The following is a 21596-nucleotide window of genomic DNA, read 5'->3' as shown; positions in this document are numbered from 1 at the left end:
CATCCGAGAAGAGCATCTCATATTCTCTTGTTAATTAGCTCTGTTATAATATTTTTATCAAACAACCTACTTTTTCTGTGCTATAAGGCAAACATGAGTTCGAAAGATGTGATAAGCAATAAAACCACAAAAAGTGCCAAGCCGAGTGAAATTAAAAATCGTTCCAATTTCTGGTTTCCTGTCAAAATATGGTTAATTCACTTTTTATGAATCCAGTAAAACTACAAGAGTAATGTAAGTTTTAGCACAATTCGTGCCGAAAAATTAGATATCCTACCGTTTACAATAAATTCAACTAGATAGATCGATTATATAATAAAAATGATTGTTAAAAAACATGATTTTGTGAAATAAATGCCTCAATTTCTATGAAAATTTTTTCATTTTTATTTTAGCTTCAATCTCCTTTTTACCAAGTTTTAAAGAAGTGAGTGCCTGAATATGGATATTAGAGAGATATATCTGCTTTTATAGTGGTTATCAAAAAAAAACGTTCCGTTATTAAACGTTTTTTTCTACAACCACTTATACCTCAATCCCATATTTCGGAGCATAATTTATGACAAGCGGTATAAATCGGAAATGAAGCCGCTGCATGCGACTTAAGATGTGCACTTTGAGGTAAATTGTTAAGAAAAGAATTCTTACAATAAAAGTATTTGTCTGGCTTATCAGAGCAAAAAATAAAAGCTATAAAAGTAGTATCTGATTTTCGGTAATTTTTTGTTTAGGACAAATAATTGCTTAAGCTTCGCAACCCTTATCAACGGTAGAGGCGGAGTTCTTAAAACGTCTATTCGCCTTGCAGCGGTGAATCGAGAAAGTTATACTATTTTCTTTCAGGGGATATGAATTGAATCGGTTGCAGCGTGTCCGGATATTTGGGATAAATTCTATCCGTTGCTAAACCATATAACAGGGTCGGTCTATCTCAAATATCCGGAGACTGCGAAAAGGTGGAACAGATGACTCCCATATCCCCTTACAGAAAAAAATATAACCAGTTTCGATTCACATCTGATTTTATATGTGACCTGCCGTTAGGGCATTACTTTCCGCCAAACCGGGATGTGAAATTTGAGTAATTATTACGGTTGGGCATAACCGCGTTTCAGTTTTTCCGCTATAAGATTTTCTTACTTACTCATACCCATTGTTTTATTTTTTTCCCGTTAATATCGGTAAATTCACCGAAAAGAATGATGAGGAAATCTATGAAGCACCAAATCCCAAGGCCTCCAATGGTGAAAACCTGCATAAAACCGGTTGCAGTTTTTCCTGCGTAGAATCTGTGAGCCCCAAAAACCCCGAAGAAGAAAGCCAGAATAGCTGCTATCAATCTTTTCCTTTCGCTAATAGATGACCCCTCTTCCGTCGGCTTTATCAAACCAATGCCTGAAATTTGCAGCCGCCAGTGAATGAACAATATTAATCCCCAGGCGAGAGCTGGAAAATGGAACCAAATAACATCACTATAAGTAAATAAATTGATGAGGAATAGAAAACCTATCACGCCTAAATAAACATACAGATGGTTATGGAAAACATCTTTAGCCCTGTCCTTTTCACTAGAAGGTTTGGCAATGAAAGTTTCCTCTTTCTTCCTATCTTCTGGTGGGTCTTTGGCGATCTCTTTGCTCCAAGCTTTTTTTGTAAATCCTTCGGCCTCAACCAAGACTCTATATGCCCGTATTGGTTTGGGGATATTCTTTACCATTTTTTCCCCGAGATATTCGTAACCCAGTGGCAACTTATCCTCGATTTGATCATAGGCGGTTCTAGAGATGCAGACACCACCGGGATCAGCCAATGCCTCCAGTCTAGAGGCTATATTAACTCCATCACCGTAAATTCGATCCCCTTCCTCAATTATGTCTCCAAGGTTTATCCCAATACGAAACTCCATTCTTCGGCTGGCGGCAAGTTTGGCGTTCAGGGCCTTGAGCTGTTTCTGTATGGCAACTGCCGCTTGTACCCCATCAACGACACTGGCAAATTCTGCCAACAGATTATCGCCCGGCGAATCCACCACTCGGCCATGATGTTGCAAGATGAGCTTGGTCATCACTTCGCGGCAGGCATTTAGCGTTCTGACAGTCGCTGTTTCGTCATCCCGCATTAGACGGCTATAATCTTTGACATCAGCACTGAAAATCGCCGCAAGTTTCCGTTTGACATTTTCGTTGATCATGGAAAAACCTTTCTTGCATCTTTAAAATAAAAACGCTCATATATTAACAAATTCCAAGATATGCTCATATCGCAACAACACCCGGGCTTGGGTTATGGTGATAGGATTCCAAAAAGATCAGGCGATCGAAATAATTCAGTTATGTTGCCAAGATGGCAAATTCCACCCAATCTAATATATGATTAATCCGTCAACAAGGTCGCATGTTTCAGTGGGCTTAATGGAAATTTTTGACGCGGGACCGAATTTCCAACCATCAAATTTATGATCACAATCAATCACTACCGAACCGTTAACAGCACCAAATACAGCTGTAAAATCGCATTTTTCAGGGTCTTCATCCACAAGCTGCGAAATAGAAAATATGCGAAATTCAGGTATCATACTCTTAAGATAGTGGCAAATCGATTTGTATTGATTGCGTGAGTTTTCCTGCCAGTTCAGCACCTTTAATACATGAAAATTATCCACCACCACCAGTATTTTTGCTTTCGGATTTTTATGAAAAATTTGCACTATGGACCCTGCCATCCATTTAGTGCGACTTATTTTCCCACGATATCTGGATTTTGGCTGATCGAGGGCAATTGTTTTCGGTCTGATATTCGGATCAAGTGCTGCTAATTTTATCAGCAATTTTCTGTATCCGGGGCCATCGATATCCGGGTGTATCCGGATATTGGCAAGTTTTTTTCCGGACTGAATAAAATTGTCAATCTTGGCTTGCTGATCGAAAGCAATCTCCAGACCGATGTGGGTTACCCCAGCATCATTCAGCGTCGGAATTATCTCTAACAGGAACTTGTGAATCGCGGGTTTTTTATGCACGGTCCCAAGAAAAACGATATGGTGGGTTTTTAACTTTTTGATAATATAAGATTGAGCATCTGTATTGACCTCATAATCACTGCCATTTACAATTGGTGTAAATACGATACTGAACAAAATGATTAACAGAAAGATTTCAAACCTCTTAATCATTGTCACCTGCAATATATTATCTTTTAAGCATCCGATGGCTTTGAATAATTTTTTTTGGCTTCAATCAGTTTTTAAATATTTCTTCAAAGGTGAGAATACCTTTTTTGACAAGCAGTTGTGATAGGGCCCCAATTTCTATAGTGTTAGCAACTAGAAATTCTTTGAAAGAGACATGGTCTTTTGGTTCCAGCCTTTCCTCCATTAATGCCTCCCGTATTATAGGATGATTTTACATATCACTTCTGGATAAAACAGGCAATGGAAAAAATGTGAGAAAAGCTGTGGAGTTAGGCGTAAAGATGATAAAGGCTATGATAAGTTCATCACATAAAACTAGATCGCTATTTAACCGATACCACATGATAAATGTGACCGCTGTGAAGGATACAGCCAAAAAACAATACGTATATTTAAAATTTTCAATGGTCACGGCGGACGCAATTAGAGCCACAATGTACCATTTAAACAAAAAAAGGGGCAACCATAAAAACGATTAACCCCTTATTTTGATGGTGCCCGGGACGAGAATTGAACTCGTACAGGGACTGAGCCCCGAGGGATTTTAAGTCCCTTGCGTCTACCAGTTCCGCCACCCAGGCAAGATGTTAGACCTTAAAAAAACGGTGATTTCGCAGGTTCCTGTATGTTTGTTTTAAAGAAAAGAAACGATAGTTGAATACTTTAACTTAATGAAAAGTTCAAGAAAAAAGTTATTTCATACAGGGTAAACACATCAGCAAAAAATACTAGCTGTCGTCACCATTCACTGGTGAGCTTTCTTTCCACTTCGTCCCACCTGGTATTCAATTGATCCACTGCATCCAATGCGATATTCAAATGAATATCCATATATTTGGAAAATATCTCGTCTTGTAGCTTCTTATCTTTTATGCCTCGTTTTTGCAATGGCATATCCGAAACCAGCATGATGGAACCGATAGGTACTTCGTACTTGTAGGCCACAGAAAAGAGAGTGGCCAGTTCCATTTCTATGGCAAGTATCCTTTGGCGTCGCAAGTAGTCCACAAACTCATCGTCAAACTCCCATAGCCTTCTGTCCGTTGTGTATACAATGCCACACCTGGGAGAAAAACCTGCTTTTTTTACCGCCCCGATACAAAAAAGATTAACTGAAGAGGCTGGAATCGCAGGAAACTCCGGAGGCAGATAATGTCTGCTTGTCCCCTCACCACGAATAGCTGCAGAAGGAATCAGGAAGTCACCAATTTCAAGGATGTCATCTATACCACCACACATTCCCAGCATAACCACGGACTTGAGATTACCAAGATAAGCCAGACAGTTAATCACCAGCGCTGCCTGGGGCGAGCCGATACTGAAATCTATCATGGTACAATTTATCTCTTTTACATTTACAATCCCAAAGTTCCCCTCAAAGTACTCGCCCTTTGTCTTTTGCTGAAAACGAGTGATATACTGTTTAAAATTAGTGATGAGCACATGGTCGCAGAAACTTTCCAGGCTGCAGTTGGTATATCGTTCCAGTGTCTGCCTTATGTACTCGTGTTCCTTAATGGACATTTTGCTTCCTTTTATTATCGATGGTGTGATAAAAAGCCAGGTAATTTTATCGCACGTTTCGCAACGCTGATTTTAATCATTTTCAAGGCGCTAAGCGGTAAAAGAGCTCTAACAAAAACAGGGTCCATTTAGACCCTGTCTTTATTTTTTCGAAGAATCGCTGCTTTTTTTAATATTTTCGATCCGTTTGAGCCATTTTCCATGGAGTCTCGCGGAACTTCCACATCACATTGCGTATTAGCTATATCTGTAATACGGACTTCAATTCTTCGAAACTGATTTAAAACCGGTTTTTCCAAAGTACCGTTATTGACCCCCGTGCACATCTGTTTTTTATTTTTATTTTAACGTTGCCCGGTTGAAAAGATGCACGCATACTCAAGAAGCCGTTAACTTATACTATCGGTACTTTTTCTAAAAACTTTACTTTTTTTCTATGTTAAATGCATGCATGACCCCATGGCAGCGACAGGCGGTACTTAATAATAGCGGAGCAGTTGAAGTCCGGATTACATCCAAGGCGCGAAATAAAGCTCCGGGTGAATAACCTCCGACTCCGGGTGACAATTGGCGACTTCTAACCACAACCGAACGAAAATGATCATATCTGATTAACTCGAGCTTTTGATATAGAGTAAACGGCCTTGGTTTGCCTGTATGGGTGCAAATATTTTCTGGTTCAGGACAGTTATCCGGGCAGATAAAATCGGCAATGCTCATATAGATTTCATTTTTCTTCCCTTTGAAAACGTTAGGAAGATCCGTTATCACTTTTTCAGGTACCGGTGTTGTCTTTAGAATACAGCTATTTTTTAGTTTTAATCTCACCCATTCATATACCACATGAACAGGAATTGCCGGAATGATCCAGTCGGGATAATCTGGATTTTTAAGGCGTTGATCCAAATATTGAATTGCATCCATGCACACGGTTTGGAATCCCAGCTTTTCTGTCTTTTTGCAAATTTCATTGTTTTTTTCAACCACGGTAACTTTAATCTTCTTACTTTTCCGCGACAACGCTGTGGCAGCTTTTAACCCGAACCTGCCTGCACCCAGTATCCAGATACTTTTCATCTTTACTTCCGAAAAATTGACATTTCCATTTTTCCACACCAGCTGAACAGCCTGCTGTGCTCCCAGCCTTTTGTCTTTATACTATTTATATCCCATCATTGTTGTCAAATCCTATTTCATCTGTTATTTGATAGTTATGAGTAAATTGCAGCATAATCCTCGGTTAATACTGGCTTCCATGTCTCCGCGACGCAGTTATCTTTTAGAGCAGGCTGGTCTTAGATTTACTGTTATTCCCAGCGGTTTTGATGAGAACCTGATATCTCCCTCAACGCCTGAATCTTATGTAAAAGCCCTTGCTGAAGCAAAAGCGACCGACATATCCAGGAAATATCCTGAAAGCTGGGTGATTGGAGCCGACACCATTGTGGTGATAAACGGTACTATCCTGGGCAAGCCCGATTCAAAGCAGCAGGCCCGCACCATGTTAAAAAGTCTTAGCGGCAAAACACACCAGGTATATACGGGTTACTGCATCTGCTGCCGTGCCAAAGAAATAGTTTTTTTAGATACGGTTAAAACAGATGTACTCTTTAAAAATCTGTCAGATAGAGAGGTCGAATGGTATATAAATACATCGGAGCCTTTTGACAAGGCCGGTGCCTATGCGATTCAAGGCCTTGGCACCTTTATTGTGAAAAGCATCAAAGGTTCCTACACCAATGTGGTGGGGCTTCCGGTTTGTGAGGTCATCGAATTTCTGATCCAACAAAGTGTTACCGATTTGAAACTGTAAATACAAACCTCTTTTTTTTATTGACTTTCATCCCGTCTTTCATTAAAGCCTTTTCAAAGTTCAGGTGCTCGTTTCGCTTAATAGGGAACCCCGTTAAAATCGGGGACGGGCCCGCCGCTGTAACCCCGCCCTTTTTTAATTTAAAAAAGGGAACCTTTTTAGCATGATAGGCCACTGTTTCGAGAAGTCGGAATGGGAAGGCTGTTAAAAAGGCAAGGAAGTCAGAAGACCTGCCTGAGCTGATGGATTAATCTTCGTGGACGGAAGATAATCCTATATGATCTATAGGATAAAAAAGGGATATCCCCGGATCGATTTGTTTCGATTCGGGGATTTTTTTTGGTCTTATGGCGGGTGCATTCATTATTTTATCTTTTGAGGAGGAAAGGAGAATTAAATGAAAAAGTTTATTTGTTGTATGTTTGTGGTCACAGCTCTAATACTTCCCGGCTCTGTTCAGGCCCAGGGAGATTCAACGGACAAAAGTTCCGTCACCATGATGGAGGAAACGGTAGTCACCGCCGGAAGAGTCAAAGAAAAGAAAAAGGAAATCACCTCCAATATCACCGTGATAGGCCAAGAAGAGATAAAAAACTCTTCGGCAACCAATTTGGGTGATTTATTGATTCAAAAAGGAATCGGACACTCCCATAAATACCCTGGCGGACTGACCTCAATCGGAATCAGAGCATTTAGGTCGTCATCAACCGGTATCGATCTTGAAGGATACGTGATTATTTTGCTGGATGGGCATCGGATCGCCACGGGAAATGCGTCCAAAGTCATGACCAAAAACATTGAAAAGGTGGAAATAATAAGAGGACCCGCCTCAGTTCAGTACGGTTCGGCCGCCATGGGCGGGATAGTCAATGTCATTACCAAGCAGGGAAAAGGTAAACCCACATTTTTTGTTGAAAGCATGTTAGGTAGTTTCGATTATCTTGAAAAAAGTGTCGGTTTCTCCGGGAAAGTGAATGTTTTCGATTTTTCCGGCAGTTTCAGCAGATCCAAAATGGATGATTATGACACGGCCGATAATACAGACGGTGACAGGTACTATAACTCAGGTTTTCACCGGGAAGATAACACCAGTTTAAATATCGGCGCCGAATTTTTACCCGGCAATCGTATCGGAGTGATTTATACCAATTACGAGGGCGATAACCTAGGAAACCCCGGTGGTCTGTATCAAAATGACCTTGATGATTATAAAGATTCTATCAATCGATCAGTAAACCTTACTTATGACGGCCAGACTTCAGAGGGTCTTTTTTCCTGGAAGGCCAGGTATTACGAAGGGAAAGAAAAAAGCAAATGGTTTGATCCTACGTTGAGCAACCCTGATTTTATGGATGATGACCTTCCCAATAAATATACGGTTGATCATAAGGGGTCACAGGCTCAGGTCTCTTTCAACCAAGACTACTTGCTTTTAACTGCAGGTTTTGACTGGATGAATTACGAAACCAAAGATGATACATACAGTCCGAAAAGTACCGAATATGACAACCCGGCCTATTTTCTTTTGGCCAAAACCAGGTTTTTGGAAAAAAGGCTTATTTTTTCCGGCGGCTTGAGATACGATGAATACGAAGTTGAAATAAAGGAAGGCGAAGGGGGGAAAGAAGACGATAACAACCTTTCCCCCAATTTTGGTGCGGCCTACCTTCTCACCGACTATTTAAAAATCAGGGCCAACTATGGAGAAGCATTCAAAATGCCGTCTGCTCAGCAACTGGCTGGAAGATATACCGTATTTGGAACCAACTACATCGGCAACCCCAACCTTGACCCTGAACAAAGCAAAACCTATGAAGGCGGAGCGGATTTCTCATACGCCTCCTTAAACGTGTCGCTGACTTACTTTCATACTGATTTTAAAGATAAGATCGAGCATGACGGCGGATGGCCGGACAGAACCTGGATTAACATAGGTAAAGCGGAAATGGCAGGTTTCGAGGGCGAGCTTTCATATGATATCGGAACCCTTTTTGACTGGGATTTTCAACTAAAACCCTATGCCAGCTTTGTTCGTCTTACCAAATACAAAGATGAGGAGACACATGAAGACCTCAAATACACATCGGATTGGAATGTATCATACGGGATCCAATTATCCGAATATAACGGCCTTTCCGCCAACCTTAATATTGCCTATGTCGGTAAGCAGGATATTGATGACTGGAGAAGCGCCGGTCCTCCGACCTGGACAGCTCCGGTGGTGGAAAAGGGGTCATTTAACGTGGCCAACCTGACTATTTCCAAAAAAATAGCAGATACGGAAAAATTAGGAGATCTAACCCTGAAAGCTGAAGTTGAAAATCTGTTTGATAAAGATTATGAGTACGTAAAGGATTATCCCATGCCCGGAAGAAGTTTCTTTTTAGGGTTAAGATACGACTATTAATATATCCGGCCGGGGGTCTATGCAGGCAAATGACTCCCGGCCCCTAACTGTTTCCACAATACAACCAGGCGATAACGTGCACCCATAAAAGGTAGCAAATTGAAATCAATCATTAAATTATTTACCGATATTTTTCTAACTTTGCTGGTCATTTTATTTGGCTTTTCCCCTGCCCTGTCCGATCCGGTAAAATTTATCGATTCCCGGGGAAAAATGATTGTCATTGAAAAAAAGCCGGAAAGGGTTGTGTCTCTTGTGCCCTCTATTAGCGAAATCATATTTAAACTCGGTGCCGGTGATTCGATTAAGGCAGTCACTTATCATGACACTTTTCCCGGTGAAGCGGCTTTAAAAGAGACCGTCGGGGGATTTTTTTCACCTTCGCTCAAGGCGATTGAAGCATTGCAGCCGGATATGATTTTTCTCTCCAGTATGCATGAAAAAGTAATAAAAAAGTTCTCCCATGGAAAGTGCACCCTTGTTGACCTTAAAACGGACTCCATATCAGACAGTTATAACAACATCTATTTATTGGGAAATATATTTGATAAAAATAAAAATGCCGCCGTCATCGTAGCAGAAATAAAAAACAGCCTGAAGCTCATTGAAAAAAAAACAAGCCTAATCCCAGAATCTAAACGGAAAAGGGTTTTGCGCCTGATGGGCGGTGACACGGTGATGACGCCAGGAGATGATTCTTTTCAAAATGAGATGATCAGGGCCGCAGGAGCTATTCCGCCTGTGCTTGGTAGAAATGGAGATATCGTAGTTATTAACCAAGAAGAGTGGAGAAGGTTCAACCCGCAGGTGATTTACGGCTGTGGAGGTGACAGAGAAATCGCTAATAATCTCTTTAATCGACCAGGCTGGAAAGATGTGGACGCCATAAAAAACAGAAATATATTCTACTTCCCCTGCGATCTGACATGCAGGGTATCCACCCATACCGGCTATTTTGTCTCATGGCTCTCATCCGTGATTTATGCAGATGAGTTTTCCCATAAAGAAAATCAGGTTCTTAAAGATCGGGTATTTAAATCACGCAGACTCGATTTAAATCTTGATTATATTAAAGACGCCCGGATTCTGTACAGTCACATCCAAGATTTTCAGCATAAAACCCTGGTGATTCATTTTACCCAACCGTTATCTGTGGTTTCAACCCTTGAAGGGCAACGCAAAGCGATAGAATCGGTCGGTAACCATTACTCCCCTCCGCCATACTGGAGAATCGGCCATAGATCCGGTATAAGGGGGATAAGGGAAAGTGTATATCCGGTTATTGGTCAATCGGAGAAAAACTCCAGCTTTCTGTTTACCGGTGCTAATATGGACCACCTTGTCATACAGAAGAAAAGATTTAAGCAAATGGAAGTCCGGGCACTGGTCACAGCGGGTGTCAAATCGAATGCCATCAGGATGTCAAAGGATGCGGGCAGATATTATGAACCGGGAACCATTAACATCATCCTTTTGCCGAACATGAAACTCACTTCACGAGCCATGACCCGGGCAATTATCAGTGCGACTGAGGCAAAGACTACCGCCTTAATGGATCTGGACATCAGAAGCAGCTATTTAACAAAGCTGCACCGTGCCACCGGTACGGGAACGGATAATATCATTGTGGTGCAAGGCCAAGGAATAAGGATTGATCGCTCCGGCGGTCATACCAAGATGGGAGAACTCATCTCAAAGGCGGTTTATGATGCTGTCCTGAAAGCAATTTTCAAGCAAAATGCTTTTTATGCGGGCCGCAATATTTTCCAGCGTCTCAAGGAAAGAAGGATAAGCATTTACAACCTGGTATCTTCCGTTAACTGCGACTGTATGCCGGAAAAAAGCAAAACTTTGGTTACATTAGAAGCAATTCTTCTTGATCCTGTATTTTCCGGTTTTCTCCAATCGGCCCTCGCATTAAGTGATGACTATCAAAAGGGGCTGATAGACAATCTTTCCTTATACAATCTTCAGTGCAAAAGGATTGCAGAAAAGATAGCCGGCAAAAAAATTGCCGGATTAAAAGATCTTGTTGAAATTGATGATGTTCCGCTGGTGTTGAGATCCGCCCTGAACGCACTGCTAAATGGTATTTATTTTTCTAACAATGGTATTTGAAAAATAATCCATTTATGTTAGATAAAATGATTCACTGTAAAATAAAAAAATCTCGGATTTAACCTGGCATCTTCCGCGTTAAGGAATAAATAATGCTCCATATCTTCATCAACGGCGGGCCGGTCATGTACCCGCTTTTAGTCTGTTCCCTTATAGTTTTGACCGTCATCATCGAACGGATTATTTTCTGGATTCATTTGGACAAAAACCGAAATCAGCTTCTGTTAAATGAAGTTCTTGAACTTTGCCGGAAAGGAGACTGGGAAGTTGTAAAACAAAAGACAATCGGTTCAAAAGACTACATCATAAAGATCCTGATTACCGGCATTCTCCATAGAAAATTTTCCATGATCAAGGCGATGGAATCTGCCGCTGCGGAAGAAATCAAGCGTATGCGCCGATATATGAACATTTTAGATACCATGATCACGGTAGCACCGCTTTTGGGAATCTTCGGAACCGTGATCGGCATTATCCTGTCATTTGAAGTTCTTGGGACCTCGGGAATTGAACATCCCGAAGCCGTTACTGCAGGCATTTCCCAGGCACTCATTACCACCGCTACCGGACTTGGAATCGCCATCCTTACTGTTTTCCCCTATAACTATTTCAACTCACGCGTGGAAAATGCCGCCATTTCTATTGAAAAATATGCCACCAGTCTTGAAATTGTTTATGAAAAACTGGTTTGTTCTTCAACAAACCGGTCTGGGAATTTGCCATGAAGCTCAACGCATACAAAAGGAAAAATCCCAGAATTGAAATGCTTCCCTTAATCGACGTTGTTTTTCTGCTTCTGGTTTTTTTCATATATGCCATGCTGTCCATGGCGGTACATCGTGGTTTAACATTATCGCTCCCCTCTTCATCTACTGCTGAAATCGACAAAAAGCTGGTTTTATCCGTCAGTATAAAATCAGACGGAACCATTTATCTGGATAAATACCCGGTTGGTCTTGAAGGTCTTACCGAAGCTTTAAAACTCAAAGCCAAAGATGAAACTGACCCCGGTGTGCTTCTGTTTGCCGATCGCAGCATTTCTTATCAGAAACTTTTTAAAGTCCTGGACCGTATTCAGTTGGCCGGTATTCATCGGGTTTCACTCCAGGCGGATTCGGAAAAAACACCGTGAAACGGATTTTCCTTGCAGCTATTATTTCTCTTGGTCTTCATGGGCTTCTGTTCAGCATGGAAACCGAATGGTTTGCGGAAATCAATGCTGCCATGCCCGAATCTCATCAAATCACCATATCCCTTGTTCACCGGTTGCCAAAAAAGCCTGAAATAAAACCCTCTGTAAAACACAAACCCAAATATGTCCGTAAAAAAAAGCCACTGCAAAAAAATATCAAACCGTCTGCGATTGAAAAAAAAGAGACATCAAATGAAGCTAAATCCAGGCCTGATCCAGAAAAACCGGAACCCGCTAAACCAACCAAAGAATTATTTTCCGACCATACCCCTGAGCCCTCACCGGTCATTTCTTCGGCGCCAACGGACCATCAAGCAGTCATTCACACCTCGCAATCCTTACTGGAGGCCAAGCCAATGTACCGGGTAAACCCTCCTCCTTTATATCCCCTTATTGCAAGAAAAAGAGGCTATCAGGGTCATGTTATTCTGGAAGCTTTGATTAACCAACAAGGCAAAGTTATTGACATAAGGGTTTTTTCATCAAGCGGACACTCGATACTTGATAAAGCCGCCATGGCTTCTGTTAAGAAATGGTCCTTTCAACCGGGTATGTTAGGCACAGAAAAAATCGAAATGTGGGTCAGGGTTCCCATACGATTCAGGTTAAATTAGCTGGACAGGCTATCCACGTCACTAACAGCTAATTGAGGAATCGGCAAGTTTCTCTTTAAAGCCTTTTTTGGTTAATCCATTACGTTTTATATTCTCAGAAGTTCGTCCGGTGTATCGCCTATTCGCCTTTACAAACCGTAACAAACATCTACATTTCCTCATAGTCGCCCCCTATCTTCTGCGAATTGCGTACAGGCAGAGACGACCAACGCTGCCGTGGGAATTATGTCTACAGGGGCTGGTTCAAATCTTATCTCAGCGAGATAGCTGCCGTACGTCAGTTTCTAAATATTATTGTTAAGGTTTGTACAGGCGAATAGGCGATACACCGGACGAACTGGACGAAGAATGAAAAACTTCTCGACCCCTCACCCGATCAAACAAGAAATAGACTCAATACAGGAACATACGTTATCAGGATAAGCAGACCGAGCAGTAACAGAAGATAGGGAACCGACGCTCGATACAGAAATGTAACCGGTTTTTCAAATTTAAGGCTGGAAATGAACAGGTTAATCCCCACAGGTGGTGTGGAGTAACCGATCTCAAGATTTAGCAAAAAGATGATGCAAAGATGAACCGGGTCAATGCCGTACTGCACGGCAATCGGAATCATAATCGGCACGATAATGACAAGGGCGGAAAAAATATCCATAATACAGCCGGCTGCCAGTAAAAAAAGATTGAGCCCTGCCAGAAAAACATACTTATTATCGGTAAGCGCTGTTAAATAAGCAAGTATGCGGTTGGGTATCTGTTCATCGACCAGATATCCGGTAAAGCCCAGAGCAAACCCCAGGATTACGATAATCGCTCCCGACAGCATCGCACTTTCAATCATTATACCGGGGACCTGCTTGATAAATCGTATTTCCTTTAAAATAAAACATTCGGTTATGATTACATAGACCAGAACAATCGCCGATACTTCCACAATTGTCACAAAACCCCCGTAGACTCCGACAAGGATAATTCCGATAATCGGCCAGTCCCACATCCCGGCAATAAAAGTCGCTTTTGCCCGATCCCATGATATCGTTTTAAACGATATTTTTTGCCTATTAGTCTCCTTGGAAAAGGCTTCATGACAGAAGGCATAAATCGATAACACCATCACCAACAGGATCCCCGGCACCAAAGCCGCCTTGAAAATATCGAGTATGGCAATCCCGGATACAATACCGTAAAGAATGATGGGCAGGCTGGGGGGAAATAACAGTCCAAGGCTTCCGGATGTGGTCAGCAACCCGAGCGAAAACTTTTCCTTATAGTTTTGTCGACGCAATATGGGAAACAAAACACCACCTAAAGCCACAATGGTTACGCCACTGGCACCTGTAAGTGCCGTAAACAAAGCACAACTGAACAGCGCAGCTATTGCTATTCCCCCGGGAAGCCATCCTAACAGCGCTTGGACAAAATTCATGATCCGTTCAGGCGCTTTGGTCGAAGCCAGCAAACATCCCACCATGGTAAACAGCGGCAGCGCAGTCAATACCGGCATCGAGGCCAGTCGATTCATCTCTATGACGATCAGCTGTAACGCCTGCAGATCATATTCGATAAAATATAAGCAAACAATCGACAAGGCGGCTATTACGGTAAATAGCGGCGTCTCTATGAGCGCAAAGCAAACAACAATAAAAATGAGCAGGACTGTGATACTCATCATGCATCGGCTTTCATATGATTTATTAACTGAATAAAATACCTGAAAAAGGATATGGCAAAAAACAAGGGAATGATGATTGAAATCCATCCCCATTTTCCAAAAATCGTGACCTCGTTTCCCACAAATTCAATCGATACTAAAAACAATATCCACATTACCGTCATTCCAAAGATGCTCTGGGCGATGATGGCAAAAGTTTTAATCTGTTCCGAACAAAAGCGAAACAGGATTTCCAGTTTGATATGACGTTGATTTCTGAGGGCCAGCGATGACCCGAGCAAAGCCATCCAGAGTACTAACGAAGGAGATATTTCCAGAATTTTTTGAAAGGAAACCTGGAGTAGATTTCTTGAAATTACATTAAGCGTAATCAGTAGAATAAGTGCGGAAAAAAAAGAAACCACCAGCGACTTTTCGCATACTGCAAGAAACTCATCAAATTTTCGAATCCACCGCATGTTTTTCTATTTTTGTTTTTCCATCGTTGTAAAAATGTTGTTACCAAAGCGTTAAAGCAAAAGCTTTCGTTCATGCATCAATTCTAATGCGCCGTACGATATGTCCGTAAAATGTCCTGAACCCTGTTAAACAGATCTTTGGAATATAATTGAGGAATGCTTTTTTCATATATCTTTCCGGCATCTTCATGGAAAGAAGTGACCTGCTTTTTGGGAGGTGATTCAAAAATGATGCCTTCTTTTCGTAAAACAGCAAGGGCTTGTTGATTGTCCCTGCGGGTAAGCTGGATTAATTCTCCGCAATATTTTTTAGCTGTCTTTTTAAAAATCCCCTGGTTCTCTTTAGAAAGTTTATCAAATATATTCTTTTTTATCAGTAACGCACCGGTGGAATTGACCATAGGATAATCCAACATGTATTGAATTTTGGAAAACCACTGAAAGACGATGGCAGCCAGGGGTGGAGAATAAAAAGAGTCAATCATTCCTGTCTCAAGTCCTGTATTCACATCTGCCAGGTGCAATGGGTATGTTTTGATGCCAAAGGTTTCCAAAGTGGTTTTGGCAACGGCATCGCTTTTCCACACCCACATCCTGATGCTTTTAAGTCCGTCTGCTCCTGACATGGGTTTTTTGGAAAAAAAATAGACAAACCCTGCTTCTGCAAAACCAAGCAGAACATAGCCTCGGTTTGCAAAATCTTGTGAGAGTTCATCATACAGCTTTTCTTTAACCAGATCGATTTCCTGGTAACTTTCATATAACATCGGAGCTTCTAAAATACGAATTTTAGGAAGCAGTATCCCCAGCCCGACACCGGAAAACCCGGCGGCGTGAATACGGTTCACCTGCATTTTCCTGATTACGTCCACCTCATCGCCACTGACTCCTCCTGCATAAATTTTAAATTTAATCTCCCCCGCGGTTTGTTTTTCAATTTCACCGGTCATGTTGCGTAATGAGTTGGTCCAGGTGCTTCCATCGGGCATAACTACAGCCACTTTAATAGTCGTGGTGGCAGCTGCCATTTCACCAGCTGCAAAAATTAGCAAGATTGGCAACCATATCTTTAATATAAATCTAAGCATGTGGTATATTCCAGGTGTCGTTTTGTAATCGATCATTTATCGATTACGAAGATTTAATCATATTGGACCGGCCCTCAAATGAAGAACCTTCCTTAATATCAATGGACCGAGCCGAAATATCGCCGTTCATTATTCCAGAAGATTCGATTTCCAGGTGCTGCCGTGCGGTCACATTGCCGGTCACTTTTCCCTGGATGCTAATATTGTTGGCCTCTATATCCGCTTCAACGACACCTGTGCTCTCAATATGCAAATCTCCATTTATATTTATGCTACCTTTTAAATCGCCTTCGATGGTTAAACTCTCTTTGCCATTCACTTCGCCTTCTATTTTCATATTTCTGGTAATCAAAGAAATCGATCCTGTTATCCGTTCACTTTCCATTACTGTAACTCCCTTTTTTCATAACTGCCCAGGTGGATAGGCTGAAGGTTGAAGACTTTCAGGGAAAAGCGCATTTTTAATCCATGTTTGATGCAATAATCAGACTTTTCTGCCAAAATACGGCCATTGTCTTGCCCAATCCCTTCAGACTTCAGCCTAAACCGCTTCAGCCTGACTACCTAAGTGGTTGCTATAATTCAATCTACCATTTTTACCTCTCCGTTAAATTGCGCACCTTCGACAACGGATATTACCGGAGTAAATAATTTGCCATTAATTTTTGCCGTGCGGTCGATAAACATTTTACTGACTGCAGCCAATCTTCCGTTTACTCTCCCTTTTACATACATTGTTTTGGCCACAGCAGAACCTTTTATTGTTGCTGATTGCTCTATATCCAGTCTTCCTTTCAGTTTCAGATCTCCTTCAAATTTGCCATTAATCTGAATATCATCCTGCCCGGAAATGACTCCTTTTATACTCAGGTCTTTTCCCAGGTAGGCTACTTTATTTACTTCCTCAGTGCTTTCCAGAGGTAAAACTGTTTGTTCTTTGCTTTTCTTTTTCTTGAAAAACATCGTTTAATTTCTCCTTTTTGGGTTGCGTAAAATTAAGTTGGTGTTTTGTGCTTCACATTTTTTTAAACTGTATAGTTATCTTTGAATGATCTATGGCGGAATCAGTCCGCATATCTGTTAACATACAATATCATCTTCCCCCTGCAGATAGATCTGTTCCATGGGATATAGCTTTTTGGGAAAAAAAGCAATATTTTGTGAACTGTTATGTAAAAATTGCGGTTTTGTTAAAATTTGTGTTATATAGGATTTACCACTCATCCATCGGCGTTACTTTTAACGGATGCACTAATTTGTTAAGGAGAATCGCCATGAAAAAAGTCTTTCTTTTTTTTATTATCATTATCTTAATATCTATACCCCTTTTTGCTGAAACTGCGGAAGAACCTCCCCAACTGAAACGATCCAGAGAAAACATGGTTTCCACCCAAATTAAATCGCGCGGAATATCTGATCGAAATGTTCTTGCCGCTATGTCGGAAGTTCCCAGACACCTTTTCGTACCCAAACGGCTTATTTCCAATGCGTACTTAGACTGCCCTCTTCCCATCGGACAGGGGCAGACTATTTCTCAACCGTACATTGTCGCTTTGATGACCGAAAGTTTAAGTTTAACAGGCAAGGAAAAAGTACTTGAAGTCGGCACAGGTTCCGGGTATCAGGCGGCCATTCTAGCTGAAATCGTAAAAGACGTTTACACCATGGAGATCAAAAAAAAGCTTTGTAAAAAAGCCGACAACATCCTTAAATTACTTAACTTTAGTAATGTTTATACCCACTGCGGCGACGGCTATTTCGGTTGGGAAACAATGGCACCCTTTGACTGTATTATGATCACTGCGGCTGTGGACCATATCCCGCCTCCTCTGCTAAAACAGCTTAAAAATCGGGGAAAACTTATCCTTCCCCTGGGAAATCCCTTTAGCTATCAAAATCTTGTTCTGATAACGAAACATGGCAATGATTTCAAGGTCAAACAAATCACCGGTGTCCTGTTTGTCCCCATGACAGGTTACGCACTGGATAGAAATTAAATTTCCTTCCCGGTAATGCTCATGATCCTTAAAGCCGTATTTTTATTATCTCTTTCATCCCTCACCTTGGAAGTACTCCTCACCAGGGTGTTCTCCATCAATCAGTGGAATCACCTTTCCTTTATGGTCATCAGCATCGCTCTGTTTGGATTTGCCGCAAGCGGCACCTTTTTAGGCATCCTGAATACAAGGAGTACACAGTGGGAAAAGCGTCTGTCCACCAAAAGGAGTCTTTTTTACTTCATCTGCCTTTACGCTGTTTTTACCATCATCTCTTTTTTACTTTTAAACAACATGCCACTGGACTATTTCAGGCTTCCGCTTGATCCTGTCCAGGCGATTTATCTGCTGACCGCCTTTGTTTTCCTGGCCCTTCCCTTCTTCTTTGCCGGTTTGACGGTTGGCATCGCTTACTCATTTCTCCCTGAAAAATCCGGCCTGGTGTACTTTTCCACCATGGCAGGTTCTGCCTGCGGCGCTCTGTTTCCGATTCCCCTGCTTCCTTTCCTGGGTGAGGGCAAACTGATTGTCATTTCCGCTCTTTTTCCCGTTATAATGATGCCGTTGAAATGGCCGTGGAGAAAATCGGATCATCCAGAAAAAGAGGGTGCAAAGGAAGATACCGCACGGAAAAAACAAGGCAGTTATAAAATAACCGGATTTTCAATCGTCATTTCTTCCATATTGCTTATATCACCTGTGGGGGATTTTATCATCAAAATCAAACCCTCTCAATACAAAGCGCTCAGTCAGGTTCTGCGTTTTCCCCATACCCGTATAACCAGAACCGTTAATGACCTCAAAGGCAGAATAGATCATGTCAACAGCAAATATATCCGCTTTGCTCCCGGATTGAGCCTTAAATACGCAGATAAATTGCCCGTACAAAGTGCCGGGTTTAAGGACGGAGACCATCCCTTTGTTTTTTATGACCTGCAAACGCAAGAAGACGCCCTGTTTTCCCAATTCACCCTCCCCTACTCAGGATATGTTTTATCCCCCGAGGGTTCGAATGTGCTGTTGATCCAGCATGGCGGCGGAACGGCCATCCCCTGCGCCGTCGCATCCGGTGCGAAACAAATCACCATTATTGCACAAAACCCTGAGATAGCAGAAACTGTCCGGCGCCAATACAACCTTCCTGTGATCAACCGAAATCCAAGATCATTCCTGGCCGGCTCACACCAACGGTTCGACATTATTCATGTGGAAAACTGGGGAACTTCTATCCCGGGGATGGCGGCTCTTAAACAGAACCATCTGCTTACCATTGATGCGTTCATTCAGTACCTAAATCACCTTGCTGACAATGGGTTCCTCATCATTTCACGCAAGCTCCTTTTGCCGCCTGCCGATTCGATCCGCCTGTTTGGCGTGGCCTATGAAAGCCTGAAATCCCTTGAAGTTGAATCTCCAAAACAGCATATTGTCATTTTGCGTAACTGGGATACGTTCACCCTTATTGTTTCAGCAAACCCTTTTAAGCAAAAGGAGTTAGCTATAATTAAAAAGTTTGCCGGAAATTGTAATTTTGATCTGGTGTATTTCAGCGGAATATCGAGTGATATGGCAAACATATTCAATGTATTTGACCAGCCATACCATTTTATTGAAATCAGCCGGCTCGCAAAGGCCTATCAATCAGGGACTGATAAAAGTTTTTTTCAATCCTACTTCCTCGACGTTTCTCCCCAAACGGACAACCGACCTTTCCCTTCGAGAATCCTTAAATGGTCGGGGTTCAAGACGCTTTATAAAAGCACGGGGAGCCGACTTTATTCTATCCTCATGTCCGGTGAAATTGTGGTTTCCGTTGTGTTCCTTGAAGCGCTGGTCATTTCGATTTTTCTTCTTATTCTTCCCCTGTTGGCCACCACCCAGAAAAGAAAAAGACCTGTAAAATCTCATGTTTTTTACTTTTTAGCTGTGGGTGCAGGGTTCATGTTTCTCGAGCTTTTCTTTATAAAAAATTATATCCTCCTGCTGGGGAATCCCACTGTCAGTTTTACCATCGTTGTCTCAGGAATCCTTGTATTTTCCAGCATGGGTGCTATCTGGTCGCAACACCTATCGCCCCATAATCTTAAAAAGATTTTTCTCACCCTGATTTTGCTTCTTGTGGTCGTTTTCCTCAGCCTTGATGATATTGTTCGCCACATCCTCGCCTTTCCCAGCTTCCTACGCTATTTTCTTGCACTTCTGCTTTTGTTGCCGGCAGGATTTTTAATCGGTCTCCCCTTCCCCATGGGCATGCGTTATCTGTTAAAAAGTCCTGTGGAACGAGCATATGCATGGACGGCAAACGGCTGCACCTCGGTGTTAAGCGCCATCTTATCTGCTCAAATCGCAATCAGTTGGGGAATTTCAACCATCCTGGTCTGCTCTGTTTTATCATATGCTCTTGCTTTTCTTTGTATCGTGAAGCATGATGGTTTCAATACCACTTATTTATAATCATGGAGCAATATGCAAATTAAAGTCGATTGCTACTGCGGATATCGGGGTGAGGAAACCCCGAAACGTATTTTAATGGGAACCCGGAAAGTAGAAGTTAGAAAAATTCTTGACCGCTGGCTTGCCCCGGATCACAGGTACTTTAAACTTATCGGCGATGACAACGCCACCTACATTATCCGCCATGATGAGGAAAAATGGCAATGGGAGCTTATCTTCTTTAGTGAATCAAATGACCCGTTACCAATGGATTAAAGGGAGTATAAACTATAATGGCAAAAGATTCTTATACGATCGGATCTAACGCTTACGATTTTTTTATCGAGCCATTTTTAGCACGGGTAAAACTGCTCACCGTAAGAATTCTGCTGCATAAATTTAAAATATCACCTGAGCCGCGTTTTCTTGAAGTGGCCTGCGGAACCGGAACCTTATCCCACCTTCTGGCAAAAAACAGGTTTCATGTGGTTGCCCTTGACAAATCGTACAGCATGATTCGGCAGGCTTATAATAAAATACATAAAGCCGGCACAGGAAGGATCACTGTCATCCACGGCGATGCCTCCACCATGCCCTTTTTTGCGGAATCATTTGATGCGGTTATCATGCAGCTGGGCCTACATGAAATGGAAAATACTGCCAGAATAAAAAGCGGACACGAAATGGTTCGTGTGGCTAAAAAAGATGCTGTTTTTATACTTTTTGATTTCGCCCCCACCCACAAATGGTCATTTAGTAAATTTGTTCTGACGATCATCGAGTTTATCGCAGGAATCGATCATTATCGAAATGGAAGAAGATTTTTAAAGCAAGGAGGGATTTTATCCTTTTTAGAAAATCTCGACCTTGAAATTATTAAAAAGCGCATGTTTTTCCACGGCAATATTTGTCTGGCCGTGGCAAAAAAACGCTGATACTTGAATATTTAAAAAAACCGCAGACACATCAAAGGAGTCATGACCTCCGGCCCAGCCGGAGGCTTGCATAAAGCCCTATAAGGGCATCGATACTGATAACCCCTTAAGGGGTATTATTGTGTTAAAATTACTGTTCTGCGACCAAATCCATT

Annotated in this window: 20 protein-coding genes, 1 tRNA gene and 1 riboswitch; of the genes, 10 read left to right on the top strand and 11 right to left on the bottom strand. The window is 41.8% G+C overall.

The features are described 5' to 3' along the window. Positions 1 to 1144: 1144 nt before the first annotated feature. The 6 genes from SWH54_17220 to SWH54_17195 form a co-directional block, all read right to left on the bottom strand. Positions 1145 to 2191 (bottom strand): NINE protein, encoded by a 1047-nt coding sequence (locus tag SWH54_17220; GenBank protein ID MDY6793008.1) that lies wholly within the window; start codon positions 2189 to 2191, stop codon positions 1145 to 1147. 171 nt (positions 2192 to 2362) lie between these two features. Beyond that, complete coding sequence (locus SWH54_17215) at positions 2363 to 3172, bottom strand: hypothetical protein (GenBank protein MDY6793007.1); 810 nt, start codon at positions 3170 to 3172, stop codon at positions 2363 to 2365. A gap of 64 nt (positions 3173 to 3236) precedes the next feature. After that, the gene (locus SWH54_17210; protein MDY6793006.1) at positions 3237 to 3374 is read right to left on the bottom strand and encodes a hypothetical protein; all 138 of its coding nucleotides are present in this window, start codon (positions 3372 to 3374) and stop codon (positions 3237 to 3239) included. A 308-nt stretch (positions 3375 to 3682) separates the two neighbouring features. Beyond that, positions 3683 to 3771: transfer RNA gene (locus tag SWH54_17205), tRNA-Leu, on the bottom strand. 157 nt (positions 3772 to 3928) lie between these two features. Continuing rightward, positions 3929 to 4714: an AMP nucleosidase gene (locus SWH54_17200; GenBank protein MDY6793005.1), complete on the bottom strand. Its 786-nt coding sequence runs from the start codon at positions 4712 to 4714 to the stop codon at positions 3929 to 3931. 423 nt (positions 4715 to 5137) lie between these two features. Then, entirely contained in the window at positions 5138 to 5791 is a 654-nt protein-coding gene (locus SWH54_17195; protein MDY6793004.1) for an NAD-binding protein, read from the bottom strand. A gap of 145 nt (positions 5792 to 5936) precedes the next feature. On the opposite strand from SWH54_17195, the gene SWH54_17190 reads away from it, so the two are divergent. The 6 genes from SWH54_17190 to SWH54_17165 all read left to right on the top strand — a co-directional run bounded on the left by SWH54_17190 (position 5937) and on the right by SWH54_17165 (position 12858). Next, positions 5937 to 6527 (top strand): Maf family protein, encoded by a 591-nt coding sequence (locus SWH54_17190; protein ID MDY6793003.1) that lies wholly within the window; start codon positions 5937 to 5939, stop codon positions 6525 to 6527. A gap of 45 nt (positions 6528 to 6572) precedes the next feature. Further along, positions 6573 to 6780, top strand: a riboswitch (cobalamin riboswitch). Between the two features lie 144 nt (positions 6781 to 6924). Next, a complete protein-coding gene (locus SWH54_17185; GenBank protein MDY6793002.1) occupies positions 6925 to 8934 on the top strand; it encodes a TonB-dependent receptor in 2010 nt (669 codons plus the stop codon). Positions 8935 to 9033: 99 nt separating this feature from the next. Beyond that, complete coding sequence (locus SWH54_17180; GenBank protein ID MDY6793001.1) at positions 9034 to 11052, top strand: adenosylcobinamide amidohydrolase; 2019 nt, start codon at positions 9034 to 9036, stop codon at positions 11050 to 11052. A gap of 92 nt (positions 11053 to 11144) precedes the next feature. Further along, entirely contained in the window at positions 11145 to 11777 is a 633-nt protein-coding gene (locus tag SWH54_17175; GenBank protein ID MDY6793000.1) for a MotA/TolQ/ExbB proton channel family protein, read from the top strand. Beyond that, positions 11774 to 12184, top strand: a complete 411-nt coding sequence (locus tag SWH54_17170; protein MDY6792999.1) for a biopolymer transporter ExbD — start codon at positions 11774 to 11776, stop codon at positions 12182 to 12184. The genes SWH54_17175 and SWH54_17170 overlap by 4 nt, the downstream gene beginning before the upstream one ends. Then, positions 12181 to 12858: an energy transducer TonB gene (locus SWH54_17165; GenBank protein ID MDY6792998.1), complete on the top strand. Its 678-nt coding sequence runs from the start codon at positions 12181 to 12183 to the stop codon at positions 12856 to 12858. The genes SWH54_17170 and SWH54_17165 overlap by 4 nt, the downstream gene beginning before the upstream one ends. 376 nt (positions 12859 to 13234) lie before the next feature. Here the strand turns inward: SWH54_17165 and SWH54_17160 are convergent, their stop codons facing one another. From SWH54_17160 to SWH54_17140, 5 genes are all read right to left on the bottom strand, one after another. Next, positions 13235 to 14530, bottom strand: coding sequence for a TRAP transporter large permease subunit (locus SWH54_17160; protein ID MDY6792997.1), 1296 nt, complete (start codon positions 14528 to 14530; stop codon positions 13235 to 13237). Beyond that, positions 14527 to 14988 carry a TRAP transporter small permease subunit gene (locus SWH54_17155; GenBank protein MDY6792996.1) on the bottom strand — a complete coding sequence of 154 codons (462 nt, stop codon included), beginning with the start codon at positions 14986 to 14988 and terminating at the stop codon, positions 14527 to 14529. Before SWH54_17155 ends, SWH54_17160 begins: the two co-directional genes overlap by 4 nt. 83 nt (positions 14989 to 15071) lie before the next feature. Beyond that, positions 15072 to 16016: a TRAP transporter substrate-binding protein DctP gene (gene dctP / locus SWH54_17150; GenBank protein ID MDY6792995.1), complete on the bottom strand. Its 945-nt coding sequence runs from the start codon at positions 16014 to 16016 to the stop codon at positions 15072 to 15074. A gap of 103 nt (positions 16017 to 16119) precedes the next feature. After that, on the bottom strand, positions 16120 to 16461 hold the full coding sequence (locus SWH54_17145) for a polymer-forming cytoskeletal protein (protein ID MDY6792994.1): 342 nt from the start codon (positions 16459 to 16461) through the stop codon (positions 16120 to 16122). 197 nt (positions 16462 to 16658) lie between these two features. Next, on the bottom strand, positions 16659 to 17039 hold the full coding sequence (locus tag SWH54_17140) for a polymer-forming cytoskeletal protein (protein ID MDY6792993.1): 381 nt from the start codon (positions 17037 to 17039) through the stop codon (positions 16659 to 16661). A gap of 311 nt (positions 17040 to 17350) precedes the next feature. Between SWH54_17140 and SWH54_17135 the strand changes: the two genes are divergently transcribed. The 4 genes from SWH54_17135 to SWH54_17120 are packed head-to-tail and all read left to right on the top strand — an operon-like array spanning position 17351 to position 21441. Next, on the top strand, positions 17351 to 18073 hold the full coding sequence (locus SWH54_17135) for a protein-L-isoaspartate(D-aspartate) O-methyltransferase (GenBank protein MDY6792992.1): 723 nt from the start codon (positions 17351 to 17353) through the stop codon (positions 18071 to 18073). A gap of 21 nt (positions 18074 to 18094) precedes the next feature. After that, positions 18095 to 20527, top strand: a complete 2433-nt coding sequence (locus tag SWH54_17130; GenBank protein MDY6792991.1) for a hypothetical protein — start codon at positions 18095 to 18097, stop codon at positions 20525 to 20527. A gap of 12 nt (positions 20528 to 20539) precedes the next feature. Beyond that, positions 20540 to 20782, top strand: a complete 243-nt coding sequence (locus SWH54_17125; GenBank protein MDY6792990.1) for a hypothetical protein — start codon at positions 20540 to 20542, stop codon at positions 20780 to 20782. A 17-nt stretch (positions 20783 to 20799) separates the two neighbouring features. After that, on the top strand, positions 20800 to 21441 hold the full coding sequence (locus SWH54_17120) for a methyltransferase domain-containing protein (GenBank protein ID MDY6792989.1): 642 nt from the start codon (positions 20800 to 20802) through the stop codon (positions 21439 to 21441). Positions 21442 to 21596 lie beyond the last annotated feature (155 nt).

This window comes from Thermodesulfobacteriota bacterium (assembly GCA_034189135.1).
Classification (GTDB): domain Bacteria; phylum Desulfobacterota; class Desulfobacteria; order Desulfobacterales; family JAUWMJ01; genus JAUWMJ01.
The sequence above is the reverse complement of the archived record's forward strand: the minus strand, read 5'-3'. Positions and strand labels throughout refer to the sequence as shown.